The sequence below is a fragment of the Pseudomonas reactans genome (genome assembly GCF_013385825.1).
Taxonomy (GTDB): domain Bacteria; phylum Pseudomonadota; class Gammaproteobacteria; order Pseudomonadales; family Pseudomonadaceae; genus Aquipseudomonas; species Aquipseudomonas reactans.
Genome location: NZ_JACAPG010000020.1, coordinates 156,724 through 172,165, shown reverse-complemented (window position 1 = coordinate 172,165; position 15,442 = coordinate 156,724). Strand labels below are relative to the sequence as shown.

The 15,442-nt window shown below is 57.3% G+C and carries 15 protein-coding genes; 6 read left to right on the top strand and 9 right to left on the bottom strand.

Annotated features, from left to right (window positions below):
• Positions 1-165 precede the first annotated feature (165 nt).
• From ccoP (HX868_RS23390) to ccoN (HX868_RS23355), 8 genes are all read right to left on the bottom strand, one after another.
• Positions 166-1,143: a cytochrome-c oxidase, cbb3-type subunit III gene (gene ccoP, locus HX868_RS23390; protein ID WP_177004510.1), complete on the bottom strand. Its 978-nt coding sequence runs from the start codon at positions 1,141-1,143 to the stop codon at positions 166-168.
• Positions 1,140-1,325, bottom strand: a complete 186-nt coding sequence (locus HX868_RS23385; protein ID WP_003175465.1) for a CcoQ/FixQ family Cbb3-type cytochrome c oxidase assembly chaperone — start codon at positions 1,323-1,325, stop codon at positions 1,140-1,142. Before HX868_RS23385 ends, ccoP (HX868_RS23390) begins: the two co-directional genes overlap by 4 nt.
• Before the next feature lie 5 nt (positions 1,326-1,330).
• On the bottom strand, positions 1,331-1,939 hold the full coding sequence (gene ccoO, locus HX868_RS23380) for a cytochrome-c oxidase, cbb3-type subunit II (protein WP_003193167.1): 609 nt from the start codon (positions 1,937-1,939) through the stop codon (positions 1,331-1,333).
• Positions 1,939-3,381 (bottom strand): cytochrome-c oxidase, cbb3-type subunit I, encoded by a 1,443-nt coding sequence (ccoN, locus tag HX868_RS23375; RefSeq protein ID WP_177004509.1) that lies wholly within the window; start codon positions 3,379-3,381, stop codon positions 1,939-1,941. Before ccoN (HX868_RS23375) ends, ccoO (HX868_RS23380) begins: the two co-directional genes overlap by 1 nt.
• A gap of 471 nt (positions 3,382-3,852) precedes the next feature.
• Entirely contained in the window at positions 3,853-4,800 is a 948-nt protein-coding gene (ccoP, locus tag HX868_RS23370) for a cytochrome-c oxidase, cbb3-type subunit III (protein ID WP_177004508.1), read from the bottom strand.
• Complete coding sequence (locus HX868_RS23365) at positions 4,797-4,997, bottom strand: cbb3-type cytochrome oxidase subunit 3 (RefSeq protein ID WP_010208563.1); 201 nt, start codon at positions 4,995-4,997, stop codon at positions 4,797-4,799. The genes ccoP (HX868_RS23370) and HX868_RS23365 overlap by 4 nt, the downstream gene beginning before the upstream one ends.
• 3 nt (positions 4,998-5,000) lie before the next feature.
• Positions 5,001-5,609, bottom strand: a complete 609-nt coding sequence (gene ccoO, locus HX868_RS23360; protein WP_065873836.1) for a cytochrome-c oxidase, cbb3-type subunit II — start codon at positions 5,607-5,609, stop codon at positions 5,001-5,003.
• A gap of 10 nt (positions 5,610-5,619) precedes the next feature.
• Positions 5,620-7,044, bottom strand: coding sequence for a cytochrome-c oxidase, cbb3-type subunit I (gene ccoN / locus HX868_RS23355; protein WP_123474514.1), 1,425 nt, complete (start codon positions 7,042-7,044; stop codon positions 5,620-5,622).
• 79 nt (positions 7,045-7,123) lie between these two features.
• Between ccoN (HX868_RS23355) and HX868_RS23350 the strand changes: the two genes are divergently transcribed.
• Positions 7,124-7,810, top strand: coding sequence for an alpha/beta family hydrolase (locus tag HX868_RS23350; protein WP_177004507.1), 687 nt, complete (start codon positions 7,124-7,126; stop codon positions 7,808-7,810).
• Between the two features lie 111 nt (positions 7,811-7,921).
• On the opposite strand, the gene HX868_RS23345 is transcribed toward HX868_RS23350, so the two are convergent.
• A complete protein-coding gene (locus HX868_RS23345; protein ID WP_016979316.1) occupies positions 7,922-9,487 on the bottom strand; it encodes a methyl-accepting chemotaxis protein in 1,566 nt (521 codons plus the stop codon).
• Positions 9,488-9,945: 458 nt separating this feature from the next.
• On the opposite strand from HX868_RS23345, the gene HX868_RS23340 reads away from it, so the two are divergent.
• From HX868_RS23340 to HX868_RS23320, 5 genes are all read left to right on the top strand, one after another.
• Positions 9,946-11,388, top strand: coding sequence for a mannose-1-phosphate guanylyltransferase/mannose-6-phosphate isomerase (locus tag HX868_RS23340; RefSeq protein ID WP_177004506.1), 1,443 nt, complete (start codon positions 9,946-9,948; stop codon positions 11,386-11,388).
• 205 nt (positions 11,389-11,593) lie between these two features.
• A complete protein-coding gene (gene gmd / locus HX868_RS23335) occupies positions 11,594-12,688 on the top strand; it encodes a GDP-mannose 4,6-dehydratase (RefSeq protein ID WP_177004505.1) in 1,095 nt (364 codons plus the stop codon).
• A gap of 12 nt (positions 12,689-12,700) precedes the next feature.
• On the top strand, positions 12,701-13,786 hold the full coding sequence (locus HX868_RS23330) for a DegT/DnrJ/EryC1/StrS family aminotransferase (RefSeq protein ID WP_177004504.1): 1,086 nt from the start codon (positions 12,701-12,703) through the stop codon (positions 13,784-13,786).
• 106 nt (positions 13,787-13,892) lie between these two features.
• Positions 13,893-14,675, top strand: a complete 783-nt coding sequence (locus HX868_RS23325) for an ABC transporter permease (RefSeq protein WP_177004503.1) — start codon at positions 13,893-13,895, stop codon at positions 14,673-14,675.
• A complete protein-coding gene (locus HX868_RS23320; RefSeq protein ID WP_177004502.1) occupies positions 14,672-15,424 on the top strand; it encodes an ABC transporter ATP-binding protein in 753 nt (250 codons plus the stop codon). The genes HX868_RS23325 and HX868_RS23320 overlap by 4 nt, the downstream gene beginning before the upstream one ends.
• Positions 15,425-15,442 lie beyond the last annotated feature (18 nt).

Below are 15,442 nucleotides of genomic sequence, written 5' to 3'. Positions count from 1 at the left end.
CTCCCCCTTCGTCAGGCTGGATGTAGTTACGTTACTACTTGGTTGTCGCGAACCGCAAGTATGAAGCTACGAGTGGTAGTGAGTTCCTGTTCACATAACCCCAAGAGCCAGAAAGAACAAAGCCCCGCCAGCTTTCGCTGCGCGGGGCCTTGATGTTCCGAGGACTTACTGCTCTTCAGCCTTCTTATCCCCATGGGACAAGCTGTACACATACGCCGCCAGCAAATGCACCTTGTCATTGCCTTGCAGTTGCTCCTGCGCAGGCATTTGGCCCTGACGACCCCAACGGATGGTCTGCTGCAGTTGGGCGAAGCTCGAACCGTAGATGAAGGCACCGGGGTGGGTCAGGTCAGGCGCACCCATGGCTGGGGTGCCTTTACCGGCCGGGCCGTGGCAGGCCACGCAGTTGGCGGCGAAGAGTTTCTCGCCGTTGGCCACATCGGCTTTCACGCCTTCGGGCAGCTTGCGGCCGTCGAGGTTGGTCACCACGAACGCGGCGACGTCGCTGACGCCTTGTTCCTTGAGGATATCCAGCCAGCCCGGCATGACAGCATGGCGGCCCTTCATGATGGTTTCCTTGATGGTGGCGGGTTCGCCACCCCAACGCCAGTCGGCGTCGGTCAGGTTGGGGAAGCCATACGCACCCTTGGCGTCGGAACCGTGGCACACCGAGCAGTTGGAGGCGAACAGGCGGCCGCCCATTTTCAAGGCTTGCGGGTCCTTGGCCACTTCTTCAATCGGCATCGACGCGAATTTGGCGAAGATCGGGCCGAACTTGGCGTCCGACTTGGCCATTTCCTTTTCCCATTCGTGTACGCCGGTCCAGCCGGTCTGGCCGTTGGCGAACGGGGTTTGCTTGTCGGTGTCGAGGTAGTTGTAGCCCGGCAGCAAGCCTTTCCAGTTGCCCAGGCCGGGGTACAGCGCCAGGTAGCCAAGGGCGAAGATGATGGTGCCGACGAACAGCATGAACCACCACTTGGGCAGCGGGTTGTCGTACTCCTCGATGCCGTCGAACGAGTGGCCGACGGTCTCGTCGGTTTGCTCGGCGCGCTGGCCCTTGCGGGTCGACAGCAGCAGCCAGGTCAGGGCGAAGATGGTACCCAGACTGAGGACTGTGACGTACAGACTCCAGAACGTAGTCATTCTTTGTTACTCCTAGAAGCTTGCTCGACGTGCTTGATGGCTTCGGGATCATCCGCAAAGGGCAGCAAGGTCGCGTCTTCAAACTCCGACTTGCGCTTGGGGCTGAACACCCACAACGCCAGGCCGATAAAGGCCACCATCACCACGACGGTGCCCAGGCCACGAATCATCCCGATATCCATGTAGGTCACCGTTTGCTTTTGATGATGGTGCCCAGGCCTTGCAGGTAGGCCACCAATGCGTCCATTTCGGTCTTGCCCTTCACGGCTGCGGCTGCACCGGCGATGTCTTCGTCGGTGTAGGGCACGCCCAGGGTGCGCAAGACTTCCATCTTCTTCGCGGTGTCCTTGCCGTCGAGCTTGTTTTCCACGAGGAACGGGTACGCCGGCATTTTCGATTCAGGCACCACGTTGCGCGGGTTGTACAAGTGCGCACGCTGCCAGTCATCGGAGTAACGCCCGCCGACACGGGCCAGGTCCGGGCCGGTACGCTTGGAACCCCACAGGAACGGGTGGTCCCACACGCTTTCACCGGCGACCGAGTAGTGGCCGTAGCGTTCGGTTTCGGCGCGGAACGGACGGATCATCTGCGAGTGGCAGCCGACACAACCGTTGGCGATGTAGACGTCGCGGCCCTCCAGTTCAAGCGCGGTGCGCGGCTTCATGCCTTCGACCGGCTTGTTGGTCACGTCCTGGAAAAACAGCGGAACGATCTGGGTCAGGCCGCCGATACTCACGGCGATGACCATGAAGAAGGCCAGCAGGCCGATATTCTTCTCGACTACTTCATGCTTCATCAGTGGGCTCCCACAACGGCGATCTTGGCGGCGGCTTCGGCTTCTGCAGGGTCGGAGGCACGCACGGTGCGCCAGACGTTGTAGGCCATGAACAGCATGCCGGCAGCAAAGAACGCACCGCCCAGGGCGCGGACGATGTAGCCCGGGTGGCTGGCTTGCAGCGCTTCGACGAAGGAGTAGGTGAGGGTGCCGTCATCGTTGATCGCACGCCACATCAGGCCTTGGGTGATGCCGTTGACCCACATCGAGGCGATGTAGAGCACGGTGCCGATGGTGGCCAGCCAGAAGTGGGTGTTGATCAGCGCGACGCTGTGCATCTGCACGCGGCCGAACAGTTTGGGGATCATGTGGTAGATCGCACCGATGGAAATCATCGCCACCCAGCCGAGAGCGCCGGCGTGTACGTGGCCGATGGTCCAGTCGGTGTAGTGGGACAGCGAATTGACGGTCTTGATCGCCATCATCGGCCCTTCGAACGTCGACATGCCGTAGAACGCCAGCGATACCACAAGGAAGCGCAGGATCGGGTCGGTGCGCAATTTATGCCACGCGCCCGACAGGGTCATCATGCCGTTGATCATGCCGCCCCAGCTCGGGGCCAGCAGGATGATCGACATCGCCATGCCCAGCGACTGCGCCCAATCCGGCAGCGCGGTGTAGTGCAAGTGGTGCGGGCCGGCCCAGATGTACAGGGTGATCAGCGCCCAGAAGTGCACGATGGACAAACGGTACGAGTAAATAGGACGTTCGGCCTGTTTGGGCACGAAGTAGTACATCATCCCCAGGAAACCGGTGGTCAGGAAGAAACCCACGGCGTTATGGCCGTACCACCACTGGATCATCGCATCCGTGGCCCCGGCGTAGGCCGAGTAGGACTTGAACAGGCTCACCGGCAACGAGGCGTGGTTGACGATGTGCAGCATCGCCGTCACCAGGATGAAGGCGCCGTAGAACCAGTTGCCCACGTAGATGTGCTTGGTCTTGCGCTTGACGATGGTGCCGAAGAACACCACGGCATAGGTCACCCACACGATGGCGAGCAAAATGGCGATCGGCCATTCCAGCTCGGCGTATTCCTTGGTGGTGGTGTACCCCAGCGGCAGGGTGACGATGGCGCTCACGATGACCGCTTGCCAACCCCAGAAGGTGAAGGCGGCGAGGCTGTCGGAGATCAGTCGCGTCTGGCAGGTTCGCTGCACGACATAGTAGGAGGTGGCAAACAATGCACAGCCACCGAAGGCGAAGATCACCAGGTTGGTGTGCAGCGGGCGCAGGCGGCCAAAGGTCGTCCATGGCAAACCGAAATTCAATTCCGGCCAAACCAGTTGCGAGGCGATGAACACCCCGAGCCCCATGCCAAGGATCCCCCAGACCACCGTCATGATGGCGAACTGGCGGACTACCTTATAGTTATAAGCAGTCGGACTGATTGCTGTGCTCATTCTAAGGTTCCACGGTTTAGGTTTTTTTATAGGTAAAATCGGCCGCAAGTATGTAGAAAGCGAGGGGCCATTGCAACGCAATGGCTGACCTGTATCAATGCGTTCCACGCCAGATTCTGCGCCCTTTCCATGTTTCGCGTAGGGACAAAATCAGAAATCGAAAGCTGATCGAGTGGACAGGAAATTTTTGGGGTCGCAACGAATGCCGTTGCGTACACCAGGATTGGTCCGCTGTGGGAACAAGCGTAGACCCGAAAGTGAGGAGGGGAAAGTTGTGCTTTGGAAGGGTGCGACACTTGGTCGCGTAAGTGAAAACGCCATAGGATCACTGTAGGAGCGAGCTTGCTCGCGAAGAACTCAAGGGCGCCGCGTTGATTCTGGATAAACGCTTCGCCCTCAGGTTCTTCGCGAGCAAGCTCGCTCCTACAGAAAAAGCGGCTGCCGCTCCTGATCGGTAGCGGCAGTAAAGGGTTACTGAGCGGGGCTTTCTGGCGTTGCGCCATCAGCGTTGTGGGACAGGCTGTAAACATAGGCGGCCAACAAGTGCACCTTGTCGTTACCTTGCAGCACTTCCTGCGCCGGCATCTGGCCTTGGCGGCCGTGACGGATGGTCTGCTGCAACTGCGCGAGGCTGGTGCCGTAGATGTAGCCGGCCGGCTTGGTCAGGTCAGGTGCACCCATGGCTTCCATGCCGTGGCCTTCCGGACCGTGGCAGGCGACACAAGTGGTGTTGAACGCCGCTTTGCCGGCGGCCAGGTCCGCGCTGTTGTCGGCCGGCAGAGGCAGCTTGGCCATGTCGTGACGCACATAAGCGGCGACGTTTTTAACCCCTTCATCGCCAAGCATGTCACCCCACGCCGGCATCGCCGCGTGGCGGCCGTTGAGGATGGTGGTCTTGATCGCCTCAGCCGAACCGCCCCAGCGCCAGATGTTGTCCGCCAGGTTCGGGAAACCAAATGCGCCCTTGGCATCCGAGCCGTGGCACACCGCGCAGTTGGAGGCGAACAGGCGGCCGCCCATTTTCAGCGCTTGCGGATCCTTGGCCACTTCTTCCACGGGCATGGCCGAGAATTTGGCGAAGATCGGCCCGAACTTGGCGTCGGCCTTGGCCACTTCCTTGTCCCATTCCTTGGTCTGGGTCCAGCCGTCTTCATAGCCCGGCAACACGCCTTTCCAGTTGCCCAGGCCCGGGTAGAGGATCAAATAGCCGACCGCAAACACCAGGGTGCCGGCGAACAGCATGAACCACCACTGGGGTAACGGGTTGTCGTATTCCTCGATACCGTCGAAGGCGTGGCCCATGGTCTGGTCGACGCTGCCCTTGGTCTCGCCCTTGCGGGTGCCGATCAACAGCCAGGTCAGGCCGATCAGGCTGCCGAGGGTCAGTACGCAGATCCATGTACTCCAGAATAGGGTCATGGCCGAGTGCTCCTTATTGCAGGCTCTTCTTGAGCGTCGGATGGAGAAGGTTCGTCGGCGAACGGCAACAGGCGCGCCTGCTCGAATTCCGCATTGCGCCGGTTGTTGAACACCCACAGCGACAGGCCGATAAAGGCGATGGCGACCACCAGCGTGCCAAGGCCGCGGATGGTGCCCGCATCGAATTCAAATCCCATGGCTCACCTCTTGCTCTTGATGGCAGTGCCGAGTACTTGCAGGTATGAAACCAGCGCGTCCATCTCGGTCTTGCCCTTGAGGCTGGCGACGGCGCCACTGATGTCATCGTCGGTGTAGGGCACGCCGAGGGTGCGCATCACGTTCAACTTGGTCTCGGTGTGGCTGCTGTCGACGGCGGCGGTGACCAGCCACGGGTAGGCCGGCATTTTCGACTCGGGCACCACGTTGCGCGGGTTGTACAAGTGCGCGCGGTGCCAGTCGTCCGAGTAGCGCGCGCCAACGCGGGCCAGGTCCGGGCCGGTACGCTTGGAACCCCACAGGAACGGGTGGTCCCACACGCTTTCGCCGGCGACCGAATAGTGGCCGTAGCGTTCGGTCTCGGCGCGGAACGGGCGGATCATCTGCGAGTGGCACTGTACGCAGCCTTCGCGGATGTAGATGTCACGGCCTTCCAGTTGCAGCGCGGTGTAGGGCTTCATGCCTTCCACCGGCTTGTTGGTCACGTCCTGGAAGAACAGCGGGACGATCTGGGTCAGGCCGCCGATGCTCACGGCGAGCACCATGAGCAGCATCAGCAGGCCGACGTTCTTTTCAATCGTTTCGTGTTTCATCACAGACTCCTCAGGCCAGCTGCGCAGTGGTAGTGGCTTCGACGGGCTGCGCCGAACGCACGGTGCGCCAGGTGTTGTAAGCCATCAGGAACATGCCGCTGAGGAACACCGCACCACCCACCAGCCGCACGATGAAGCCAGGGTGGCTGGCCACCAGGGTTTCGACGAAGGAGTAGGTCAAGGTGCCGTCTTCGTTGACCGCACGCCACATCAGGCCCTGGGCGATGCCGTTGACCCACATTGAGGCGATGTAGAGCACGGTGCCGATGGTGGCCAGCCAGAAGTGCGCGTTGATCAGGCCGAGGCTGTACATCTGCTCGCGGCCGAAGACTTTCGGGATCATGTGGTACAGCGCGCCGATGGAGATCATCGCCACCCAGCCGAGGGCGCCGGCGTGCACGTGGCCGATGGTCCAGTCGGTGTAGTGGGAGAGGGCGTTGACGGTCTTGATCGCCATCATCGGGCCTTCGAACGTCGACATGCCGTAGAACGCCAGGGAGACCACCAGGAAGCGCAGGATCGGGTCGCTGCGCAGCTTATGCCAGGCGCCCGACAAGGTCATCATGCCGTTGATCATGCCGCCCCAGCTCGGAGCCAGCAGTACCAGCGACATCACCATGCCCAGCGACTGTGCCCAGTCCGGCAGCGCGGTGTAGTGCAAGTGGTGCGGGCCGGCCCAGATGTACAGAGTGATCAGCGCCCAGAAGTGCACGATGGACAAGCGATACGAATACACCGGACGTTCGGCTTGCTTGGGCACGAAGTAGTACATCATCCCCAGGAAGCCCGCGGTGAGGAAAAAGCCTACCGCGTTGTGGCCATACCACCACTGCACCATGGCATCCGTCGCACCGCCGTAGAGGGAGTAGGACTTGGTCAGGCTGACCGGGATTTCCAGGTTGTTGACGATATGCAGGATGGCCACGGTGATGATGAACGCACCGAAGAACCAGTTGCCGACGTAGATGTGCTTGGTGTTGCGCTTCATCACTGTGCCGAAGAACACGATGGCGTAGGCCACCCAGACGATGGTGATGAGGATGTCGATCGGCCATTCCAGCTCGGCGTATTCCTTGGAACTGGTGTAGCCCAGTGGCAAGGAGATCGCGGCCAACAGGATGACCAACTGCCAGCCCCAGAAGCAGAACGCGGCGATTTTCGGCGCGAACAGCTGGGTCTGGCAGGTGCGTTGCACCGAGTAGAAGGAGCTGGCGAACAAGGCGCAGCCACCGAAGGCGAAGATCACCGCGTTGGTGTGCAACGGGCGCAGGCGGCCGAAGCTGGTCCACGGCAAGTCGAAGTTGAGTGCAGGCCAGACCAATTGGGCGGCGAGAAAAACCCCGAGCCCCATGCCGACGATGCCCCACACCACCGTCATAATGGCGAATTGGCGGACCACCTTGTAGTTATAGGCGGTACTTAATGTAGTGTTCATGGTTCCCCATCCACGGTTCAACCCAAGCAAATGCGGCACTTGGGCTGGAGTTATAGGCAGACTAAAAAGCGAGGCAAGCATGGGCAAAGAGCACAAGGCCAGTATTGACGGGGATCAATGGGCGCAGTGTGTGCGGGAACGCGGGTGGTTGTGGGATGTCGCGTCGGGCGAGGCTGCGGGCAAACCGGTCACCCTGATCCTGGCCCACGGCGCCGGTGCGCCAATGGACTCCGGGTTTATGAATGACATGGCTGCACGCCTTGCCGGGCATGGCGTCAACGTGTTGCGCTTCGAGTTTCCCTACATGGCCCAGCGCCGTGTCGACGGCGGCAAACGCCCGCCGAACCCAGCGCCGAAACTGCTGGAAGCCTGGCGTGAAGTGGTGGCCGAGGTGCGACGTCATGTCGCTGGGAAACTGGCGATTGGCGGCAAGTCGATGGGCGGGCGCATGGCCAGTTTATTGGCCGATGAAGTGGGAGCGGATGGGCTGGTGTGCCTGGGGTATCCGTTCTATGCGGTGGGTAAACCGGAGAAGCCGAGGACTGAGCATTTGGCTGAGCTGAAGACGCCGACGTTGATTGTGCAAGGCGAGCGCGATGCGCTGGGCAATCGGGCGGCGGTGGAGGGGTATGCGTTGTCACCAAGCATCGAAGTGATGTGGCTCGTGGCGGGGGATCACGACTTGAAGCCGTTGAAGGCTTCGGGGTTTAGTCATGAGCAGCATTTGGAGGCTGCGGCGGTGAAGGTGGCAGCATTTTTGAATTAACCTTGTAGGAGCGAGCTAGCTCGCGAAAAAACCGAGAACACTGCGGGCGTCCAGAATGCCCGCGTTATCGTTGGCGATTTTCGCGAGCAAGCTCGCTCCTACAGGTAAGGGCTACCGGTTAAAACGTTCGACCAGGGAGTACTGGGTATTGGCTGTGTGAGTCAATTCTTCACTCAACTGTGCCGAGTTCAATGCCTGCTCCGACGTCTGATCCGCCAGCAACGCAATGGTGCTGATGTTGCGGCTGATCTCTTCGGCCACCGAGCTTTGCTCTTCAGTTGCCGCCGCGATCTGCGTGGTCATGTCGGTGATATGCGCCACCGCCTCACTGATCCCCACCAACGCCTGATCCGCCTCCATCACCCGCGCCACGCCTTCTTCGGCCTGGCGATGCCCGGCGTCCATCGTTTGCACGGCGGCACTGGCGGTTTGCTGCAGCTTGGCGATCAAGGCATGAATCTGCCCGGTGGATTCGGCGGTACGCTGCGCCAGTTGGCGAACTTCGTCCGCAACCACCGCAAAACCACGACCCATTTCACCGGCACGTGCCGCTTCAATGGCTGCGTTCAGTGCCAGCAGGTTGGTCTGGTCGGCAATGCCTTTGATCACGTCGACGACGCCGCCAATCTCATCACTGTCCTTGGCCAACTGGGTCACGGTCACGCCGGTCTCACCCACGGCTACGGACAAGCGCTGAATCGCCTCGCGAGTTTCCCCGGCGATATCGCGGCCGCGACCGGTCAGGCGGTTAGCCTCCTGGGTCGCATCGGCGGTGCGCTGCACGTGGCTGGCGACTTCCTGGGTGGTGGCAGCCATCTGGTTGACGGCGGTCGCCACCTGCTCAGTCTCGACGCGCTGGCGTTCCAGGCCACTGGAGCTGTTATGCGCCAGGGTGTTGGATTGTGCGGCCTGGTCGTTGAGGTGTTCGGCAGTGTCCTGCAAGCGAGTAAGACAGGTCTTCAAACGTGCTTCCTGGCTGAGGATCGACATCTCCAACCGCGCTTGAGCGCCACGGCTGTCGGTGTACATCTGCGCGATCAACGGGTCGGAAGTGGTCTGCTCGGCCAGGCGCAGCAAGCGCTTGAGGCCGCGCTGTTGCCAACTCAGGCCCAGCAGGCCGAGCGGCACCGACAGCCCCGCCGCCAGGGCAAAGCCCCAGTGGGAATTGAGGGACGCGCCGATCATGAAGCTCAACTGGCTCACCAGGATAAACGGCAGCCAGTCCTGCAACACCGGCAGCCACTTGTCCCGCTGAGGAATCGCCGACTTGCCCTGGTTGATGCGGTGGTAGAGCGCTTCGGCCCGGCGGATCTGCTCGGCGGTGGGCTTGATGCGCACCGATTCGTAGCCGACCACCTGGTTGCCTTCGAAAACCGGCGTTACATAGGCGTTAACCCAGTAGTGGTCACCGGTCTTGCAGCGGTTCTTGACGATGCCCATCCATGGCAAGCCTTGTTTGAGCGTGGACCACATGTGCGCGAACACCGCCGCCGGCACGTCCGGGTGACGGACCAGATTGTGCGGGGCACGCACCAGTTCGTCACGGGAGAACCCACTGATCTCGACGAAGGCGTCGTTGCAGTAAGTGATCACGCCTTTGGCATCTGTGGTGGAGATCAACCGTTGCTGAGCGGGGAAGGTACGTTCGCGCTGGGTAACGGGTTGGTTATTACGCATGGTTGTTCAATCCGCAAGGCTTTCAGGGGGTATCGGCAGCTGTGGGTGATTATTGAGGAGGATTTTCTGAAGGGTACTTTGCTGGAGGCTTGCCCGGAAAAGCGACAGCACCTGCCAAGGCTCTAAATCAATGGAATCGGAGATTTTAGGTGCAGATTGGTGAGGTGTAGGAAAAATCACCAAGAAAAGTGACAAGTTCTAATGAAAGTGGCATTTGGCCAGAGAGTAAGGATGATCACATCAGTGGGAATGTTCCGCCTTTTCCTAGACATAAATGACCATTTGATAAAGAATACACGCGTTATTCTGTAAGAAAAAAACAGTATTTCTCCCCCAAAACGCCTTCGGCGATTTGACTTTTTTAGCTGAAAGACTCTAGTCACTTTTTTCGAGCAGGCGGCTTCGAGGGGGCGAGGGCTGCGGCGGAAATCTAGTGGCAATGCGTAAAGGAGTACAAAGTGACACTTGTTCCAGTCATTATCTGTGGCGGTTCGGGCAGCCGTCTCTGGCCGGTTTCACGTTCAGCGCATCCCAAGCCGTTTATCGAGCTACCTGACGGCGGTAATTTGATCCGCAAAACATACGCTCGCGCGTTGGCATTGGACGATGTGAGTGAAGTATTGACGATCACTAATCGCGATCTCTACTTCAAGACACTTGATGAATACGGTGCCCAGGCGCCCCAGTTCACCAATTTGAGTTTTGTGCTGGAACCCTTCGGTCGTAATACTGCAGCGGCTGTTGCGCTGGCTGCCCAGGAAGTTGCGCGTACTCATGGGCAAGATGCCATTATGTTGGTATTGCCGGCCGATCACTTGATCGATAATCAAGTGTCATTCTCCGCTGCGGTTTCAAGCGCATGCGAGTTGGCCAAAGAGGGCTGGCTGGTGACTTTCGGCGTGAAGCCCGAATACCCTGAGACGGGTTACGGCTATATCCAGAAAGATAACGACAGCTCCCTGGGGGACGGTTTCAAGGTCAAACGCTTCGTCGAGAAGCCGGACCTCGAAACGGCCCAGGGTTATTTGGCGTCGGGCGAGTACTTCTGGAACTCAGGCATGTTCTGCTTCCGCGCTGGCTCCTTGATCGAACAGATGTCACTGTGCGCGCCGGACGTATCCAGCGCCGTAGACCTGTGCCTGGCTGGCTCGGGCACGATGACGGGCAATAGCCACCGCAGCCTGCACCTCGACCCCGAAAGCTTTGCCAAAGTGCCTGATATATCCATCGACTTTGCGCTTATGGAGCGTTCGAACAAAGTGGCAACGGTGCCTTGTGACATTGGTTGGAGTGATATCGGCTCGTGGAATGCCATGAGCGAGTTGTCACAGGCCGATGAACAAGGTAACCGTGTCGAGGGGGAGGCGATTTTTCACGATGCCACTAACAACTACGTACGCAGCCAGCGTCGTCTGGCCGCGTTGGTAGGCGTTCAGGATCTGATCATCGTCGATACCCCGGATGCCCTGTTGGTCGCGCACAAGGACCATGCTCAGGATATCAAGGTGATCACCGCGCGACTCAAGACCAGTGGCCATCAGTCACACCTTGATCACACCACGGTGCGTCGCCCTTGGGGTGCTTACACCACACTGGAAGAGGGACTGCGTTTCAAGATCAAGCGTATCGTGGTGAAACCGCAGGGATCGTTGTCGCTGCAGATGCATCACCATCGCAGTGAGCACTGGATTGTGGTGAGTGGGATGGCACGCGTGGTCAACAATGATCGTGAATTCTTGCTCAACACCAACGAGTCGACTTTCATTCCCGCGGGCCATTCACATCGTCTGGAGAATCCGGGGGTTATCGATCTGGTGATGATTGAGGTTCAGAGTGGTGATTACCTGGGTGAGGACGATATTGTCCGGTTCCAGGATATTTACGGCCGGGCTGGTGTTTGAAGGTGGCGCCTGGCTTGGCTTTGCAGGCGTCCGTTGTGTTGTCGGAACGTACCCGTATTGACAATTGACAGAACTGCTATTGCACAGCTGTCGATGTAAAGCATGTAAAAGGTTCTCGCTTCCACAAGGAAAGTGAGGGGGAAAGCGAGGGGTTGGCTCTCTTTAGAGACTGGCTGTTCGATTGTTAATTTAAATTGGTGAATAAATGAGCGACAAGAAAGTAGCATTGATTACGGGTATTACTGGTCAGGATGGTGCTTACCTTGCCGAATTCTTGCTGAAAAAAGGCTATTCGGTACACGGTATCAAGCGCCGTAGTTCAATGTTCAACACTGCCCGTATTGATCACCTTTACCACGACCCGCATTCGACAGGCTACGATCTGACGTTGCACCATGGTGACCTGACCGACTCCAGTAGCCTGATCCGTATCGTTCAAGAGGTTCAGCCAGACGAGATCTACAACCTCGCCGCGCAAAGTCATGTTGCCGTCTCGTTCGAAGAGCCTGAGTACACGGCAAACTCTGACGCTCTGGGTGCCTTGCGCCTTCTTGAAGCCATCCGAATTGCCGGGCTGGAAAAGAAAACTCGCTTCTACCAAGCGTCCACTTCAGAGCTGTATGGCTTGGTTCAAGAAATCCCGCAAAAAGAAACCACGCCTTTCTACCCTCGTTCTCCGTATGCCGTCGCCAAGCTGTACGCCTACTGGATGACGGTGAACTACCGTGAGTCCTACGGCATTTATGCCTGCAACGGTATTTTGTTCAACCACGAATCGCCTATCCGTGGCGAAACATTCGTGACCCGCAAAATCACCCGTGCCCTGGCCCGCATCAAGTTGGGTCTGCAGGATTGCCTGTACCTCGGCAATATGAACGCTCTGCGCGACTGGGGTCATGCCCGTGACTACGTAGAAATGCAGTGGCTCATGTTGCAACAAGATGTAGCGGAAGACTTCGTTATTGCGACTGGCGAGCAGCACTCCGTGCGCGAATTTGTTGAACTAGCCGCCAACGAAATCGGTATCAAGATTCGCTGGGAAGGCGATGGTGTTGATGAGAAAGGCTACGACCTCGCTACCAACAAGTGCATCGTGTCGGTTGACCCGCGTTATTTCCGACCTGCCGAAGTTGAAACCTTGCTGGGTGATCCGAGCAAAGCGAAGGCTAAGTTGGGCTGGGTGCCGACAACGACTTTCGCTGAGCTGGTAGAAGAAATGATGCGCGAAGACATGCGTGAAGCCGAGCGCGACCAACTGGTCCAGGCCCACGGCTATAAGTATTTCAAAGGTCAAGAATAAGGGGCAGCTCGGATGATTCCGGTATATCAGCCCTTTCTGGGTGGACGTGAAAAGGAATATGTAAACCAGTGTCTTGATTCGACCTGGATTTCTTCTCGCGGAGAATTCATTTCCCGCTTCGAGAGCGAGTTCGCCCGATACATCGGTGCGGAGCACGCGACGACGGTCAGCAATGGCACAGTCGCTTTGCACCTGGCTATGGCTGCTCTGGGGCTAGGGCCGGGCGATGAGGTTATCGTTCCCACGCTGACTTACGTGGCATCGGTCAACACCATCCTGCAAACCGGCGCCAGCGTAGTCTATGCCGAGTCCTTGGCTGATACCTGGAACGTCAGCGTTGAAGACATCCGCAGCCGCATTACAACCAAGACCAAGGCCATTATGGTCGTGCACTTGTACGGCTTGGCGTGCGACATGGATGAGGTTGTCGCGCTGTGTCAGGCGCATGACTTGCTGCTGATCGAAGACTGCGCAGAAGCCTTCGGTTCTCTGTACAAAGGTCAGCATGTAGGCACCTTTGGTGATGTCGCCACGTTCAGCTTCTTTGGAAACAAGACCATTACTACCGGTGAGGGTGGAATGGTCGTGTCGAAAGATAAGGCAATTCACGACAGAGCCTGTCACCTGAAGAGTCAGGGGGTGTCCAAGACCCGTGAATACTGGCATGACGAGTTGGCGTTCAACTATCGCATGACCAATATATGCGCGGCCATTGGCCTGGCTCAACTGGAGCGTGCAGACGAAATCATTACGCTCAAGCGTCAGGTAGCCGATTGGTATCGGGAAGCACTTGAAGGGCTTCCGTTGCAGATGCATGCAGAGCAGCCTGGCACGCGTCACTCCTATTGGATGTGTTCCGTGCTATTGGATGATCCGGCTCAGCGTCAGGCGCTGCGTGATCATTTGAAAAATAGTGGCATAGAAACGCGCCCGCTGTTCGCACCTGCTCACCATTTGCCGCACTGCAAGACGGATGAAGACTTTCCGGTCGCTCAGGATTTAAGCGCCCGAGGGATGAATCTTCCAAGTTACCCGACATTGAGTCGCGCACAGGTACAGCAGGTAGTGGACGGGATTCGAAGCTACTTCGCCGAATAAAAAGGTGGGAGTTAGGGTTGGAAAACCGACCCTAATTGCCGAGTAGAATTCATGGGGTCGAAATGAAATCGATTCTTTGAATTAAAATATTTTTTCAGGTGAAGTGATGCTTTCCTATTTTTCTCGTGTATGGGCTGCCCGATATTTTTGGATACATCTATCCTTAGCTGACCTTCGATCAAGATGGCGGCGTTCCTTTTTCGGTATGGCGTGGTCAGTTATACAGCCACTGGGTTTGACACTGCTCCTGACGCTGGTATTCAGCAAGTTGTTCAATGCGGATATTGTGACCTATGCCCCCTATATTTTATCTGGGATTATAGTTTGGGAATGTATTTCGGCTAACACTGTGGCGGGATCATTGTCATTCGTGCAGGCAGACGCTTATATAAAACAATGCAACCACCCGCTGGCGATTTACACACTTCGCACTGTTGTGGGGAGTTCGATTGTCCTAATGCTGGCCAGTATTTCGCTTTATGGCTGGGTAGCCGTAGTGCTTCCGCAGAATTTTGGTTGGAGTTGGTTGGCTTCATTAACGCTCTTCCCTATTCTGGCGCTGATTGCGTGGCCGGTGTCCACCTTGTTGTCTTACGTGAGCACTCGTTTTCGAGACGTCCCGCATGCACTGGGATTGATAATGCAGTCTCTGTGGTTCGTCTCTCCCGTCTATTTTGAAGCCAAAATGTTCAAAAATAGCGGGCTCCATGCGTTAGTTGACTACAATCCGGTATATCACATCTTGCAGTTAATTCGCGCGCCGCTGCTTCAAGGTGAGTGGCCAACGTGGGAAAATTACGCGTTCAGCATTGGTACGGCAGCGTTCTTCGGCATATTGGCAGTCATTATTGGCAGCAAGGTTGAGCGAAAAGTGATCTTTTACCTATGAAAAATAATCGAATCATACTTGATAACGTCAACCTTCATTATGCGTCGGTCGCCTATAAGGAACGCTCGCTCAAATCCCTCATGGCGGGCATATTCCACAAACGGGAAAAGAACTCAAGAGTTGCAGATATTCATGCTCTTAAAGATATCTCACTCGAGATAAATAGTGGTGAACGCGTCGGGCTGCTCGGGCATAACGGTGCGGGTAAAAGCACATTCTTGAAAACGGTGGCTGGACTTTATCCTATCTCAAGTGGTTCGCTTAAAGTTGAAGGCCAGGTCCGGTCTCTTTTCGATCTTAGCCTTGGCTTTGAACCTGATGCAACGGGTAGGGAAAATATCCTCTACAGGGGGTTGCTGCTCGGTCTCTCTCCACAGTTTATGCGCGAAAAGTCTGATGAAATCGTCGATTTTGCGGGGCTGGGTGAGTTCATTGATTATCCAATAAAAACCTATTCCGCCGGTATGCAGGTGAGGTTGGCATTCGCTATTTCTACGACAGTGGGAGGCGATATCTTGCTGCTGGATGAGGTGATTGGTGCGGGGGACGCTAACTTCATGGCTAAAGCCAGGGAGCGTATTACCGGACTTATTGAAAAAGCAGAAATTCTTGTGTTGGCGACGCATGATTTCAGCGCGTTGCGATCGATCTGCAACCGTGGGCTGGTTTTTCATCATGGTGAATTGGTGTTTGACGGTACCTGTGACAAGGCAGTTGCTGAATATAAAGTTATAAATGGACTGAAATAATTTGAAGACCTTAAGAGT

Bases quoted from the DNA above. Each gene is read 5' to 3' on its own strand.
- ccoP (WP_177004510.1), bottom strand. From the start codon at position 1,143: ATGACTACGTTCTGGAGTCTGTACGTCACAGTCCTCAGTCTGGGTACC.
- HX868_RS23385 (WP_003175465.1), bottom strand. From the start codon at position 1,325: ATGGATATCGGGATGATTCGTGGCCTGGGCACCGTCGTGGTGATGGTG.
- ccoO (WP_003193167.1), bottom strand. From the start codon at position 1,939: ATGAAGCATGAAGTAGTCGAGAAGAATATCGGCCTGCTGGCCTTCTTC.
- ccoN (WP_177004509.1), bottom strand. From the start codon at position 3,381: ATGAGCACAGCAATCAGTCCGACTGCTTATAACTATAAGGTAGTCCGC.
- ccoP (WP_177004508.1), bottom strand. From the start codon at position 4,800: ATGACCCTATTCTGGAGTACATGGATCTGCGTACTGACCCTCGGCAGC.
- HX868_RS23365 (WP_010208563.1), bottom strand. From the start codon at position 4,997: ATGGGATTTGAATTCGATGCGGGCACCATCCGCGGCCTTGGCACGCTG.
- ccoO (WP_065873836.1), bottom strand. From the start codon at position 5,609: ATGAAACACGAAACGATTGAAAAGAACGTCGGCCTGCTGATGCTGCTC.
- ccoN (WP_123474514.1), bottom strand. From the start codon at position 7,044: ATGAACACTACATTAAGTACCGCCTATAACTACAAGGTGGTCCGCCAA.
- HX868_RS23350 (WP_177004507.1), top strand. From the start codon at position 7,124: ATGGGCAAAGAGCACAAGGCCAGTATTGACGGGGATCAATGGGCGCAG.
- HX868_RS23345 (WP_016979316.1), bottom strand. From the start codon at position 9,487: ATGCGTAATAACCAACCCGTTACCCAGCGCGAACGTACCTTCCCCGCT.
- gmd (WP_177004505.1), top strand. From the start codon at position 11,594: ATGAGCGACAAGAAAGTAGCATTGATTACGGGTATTACTGGTCAGGAT.
- HX868_RS23330 (WP_177004504.1), top strand. From the start codon at position 12,701: ATGATTCCGGTATATCAGCCCTTTCTGGGTGGACGTGAAAAGGAATAT.
- HX868_RS23325 (WP_177004503.1), top strand. From the start codon at position 13,893: ATGCTTTCCTATTTTTCTCGTGTATGGGCTGCCCGATATTTTTGGATA.
- HX868_RS23320 (WP_177004502.1), top strand. From the start codon at position 14,672: ATGAAAAATAATCGAATCATACTTGATAACGTCAACCTTCATTATGCG.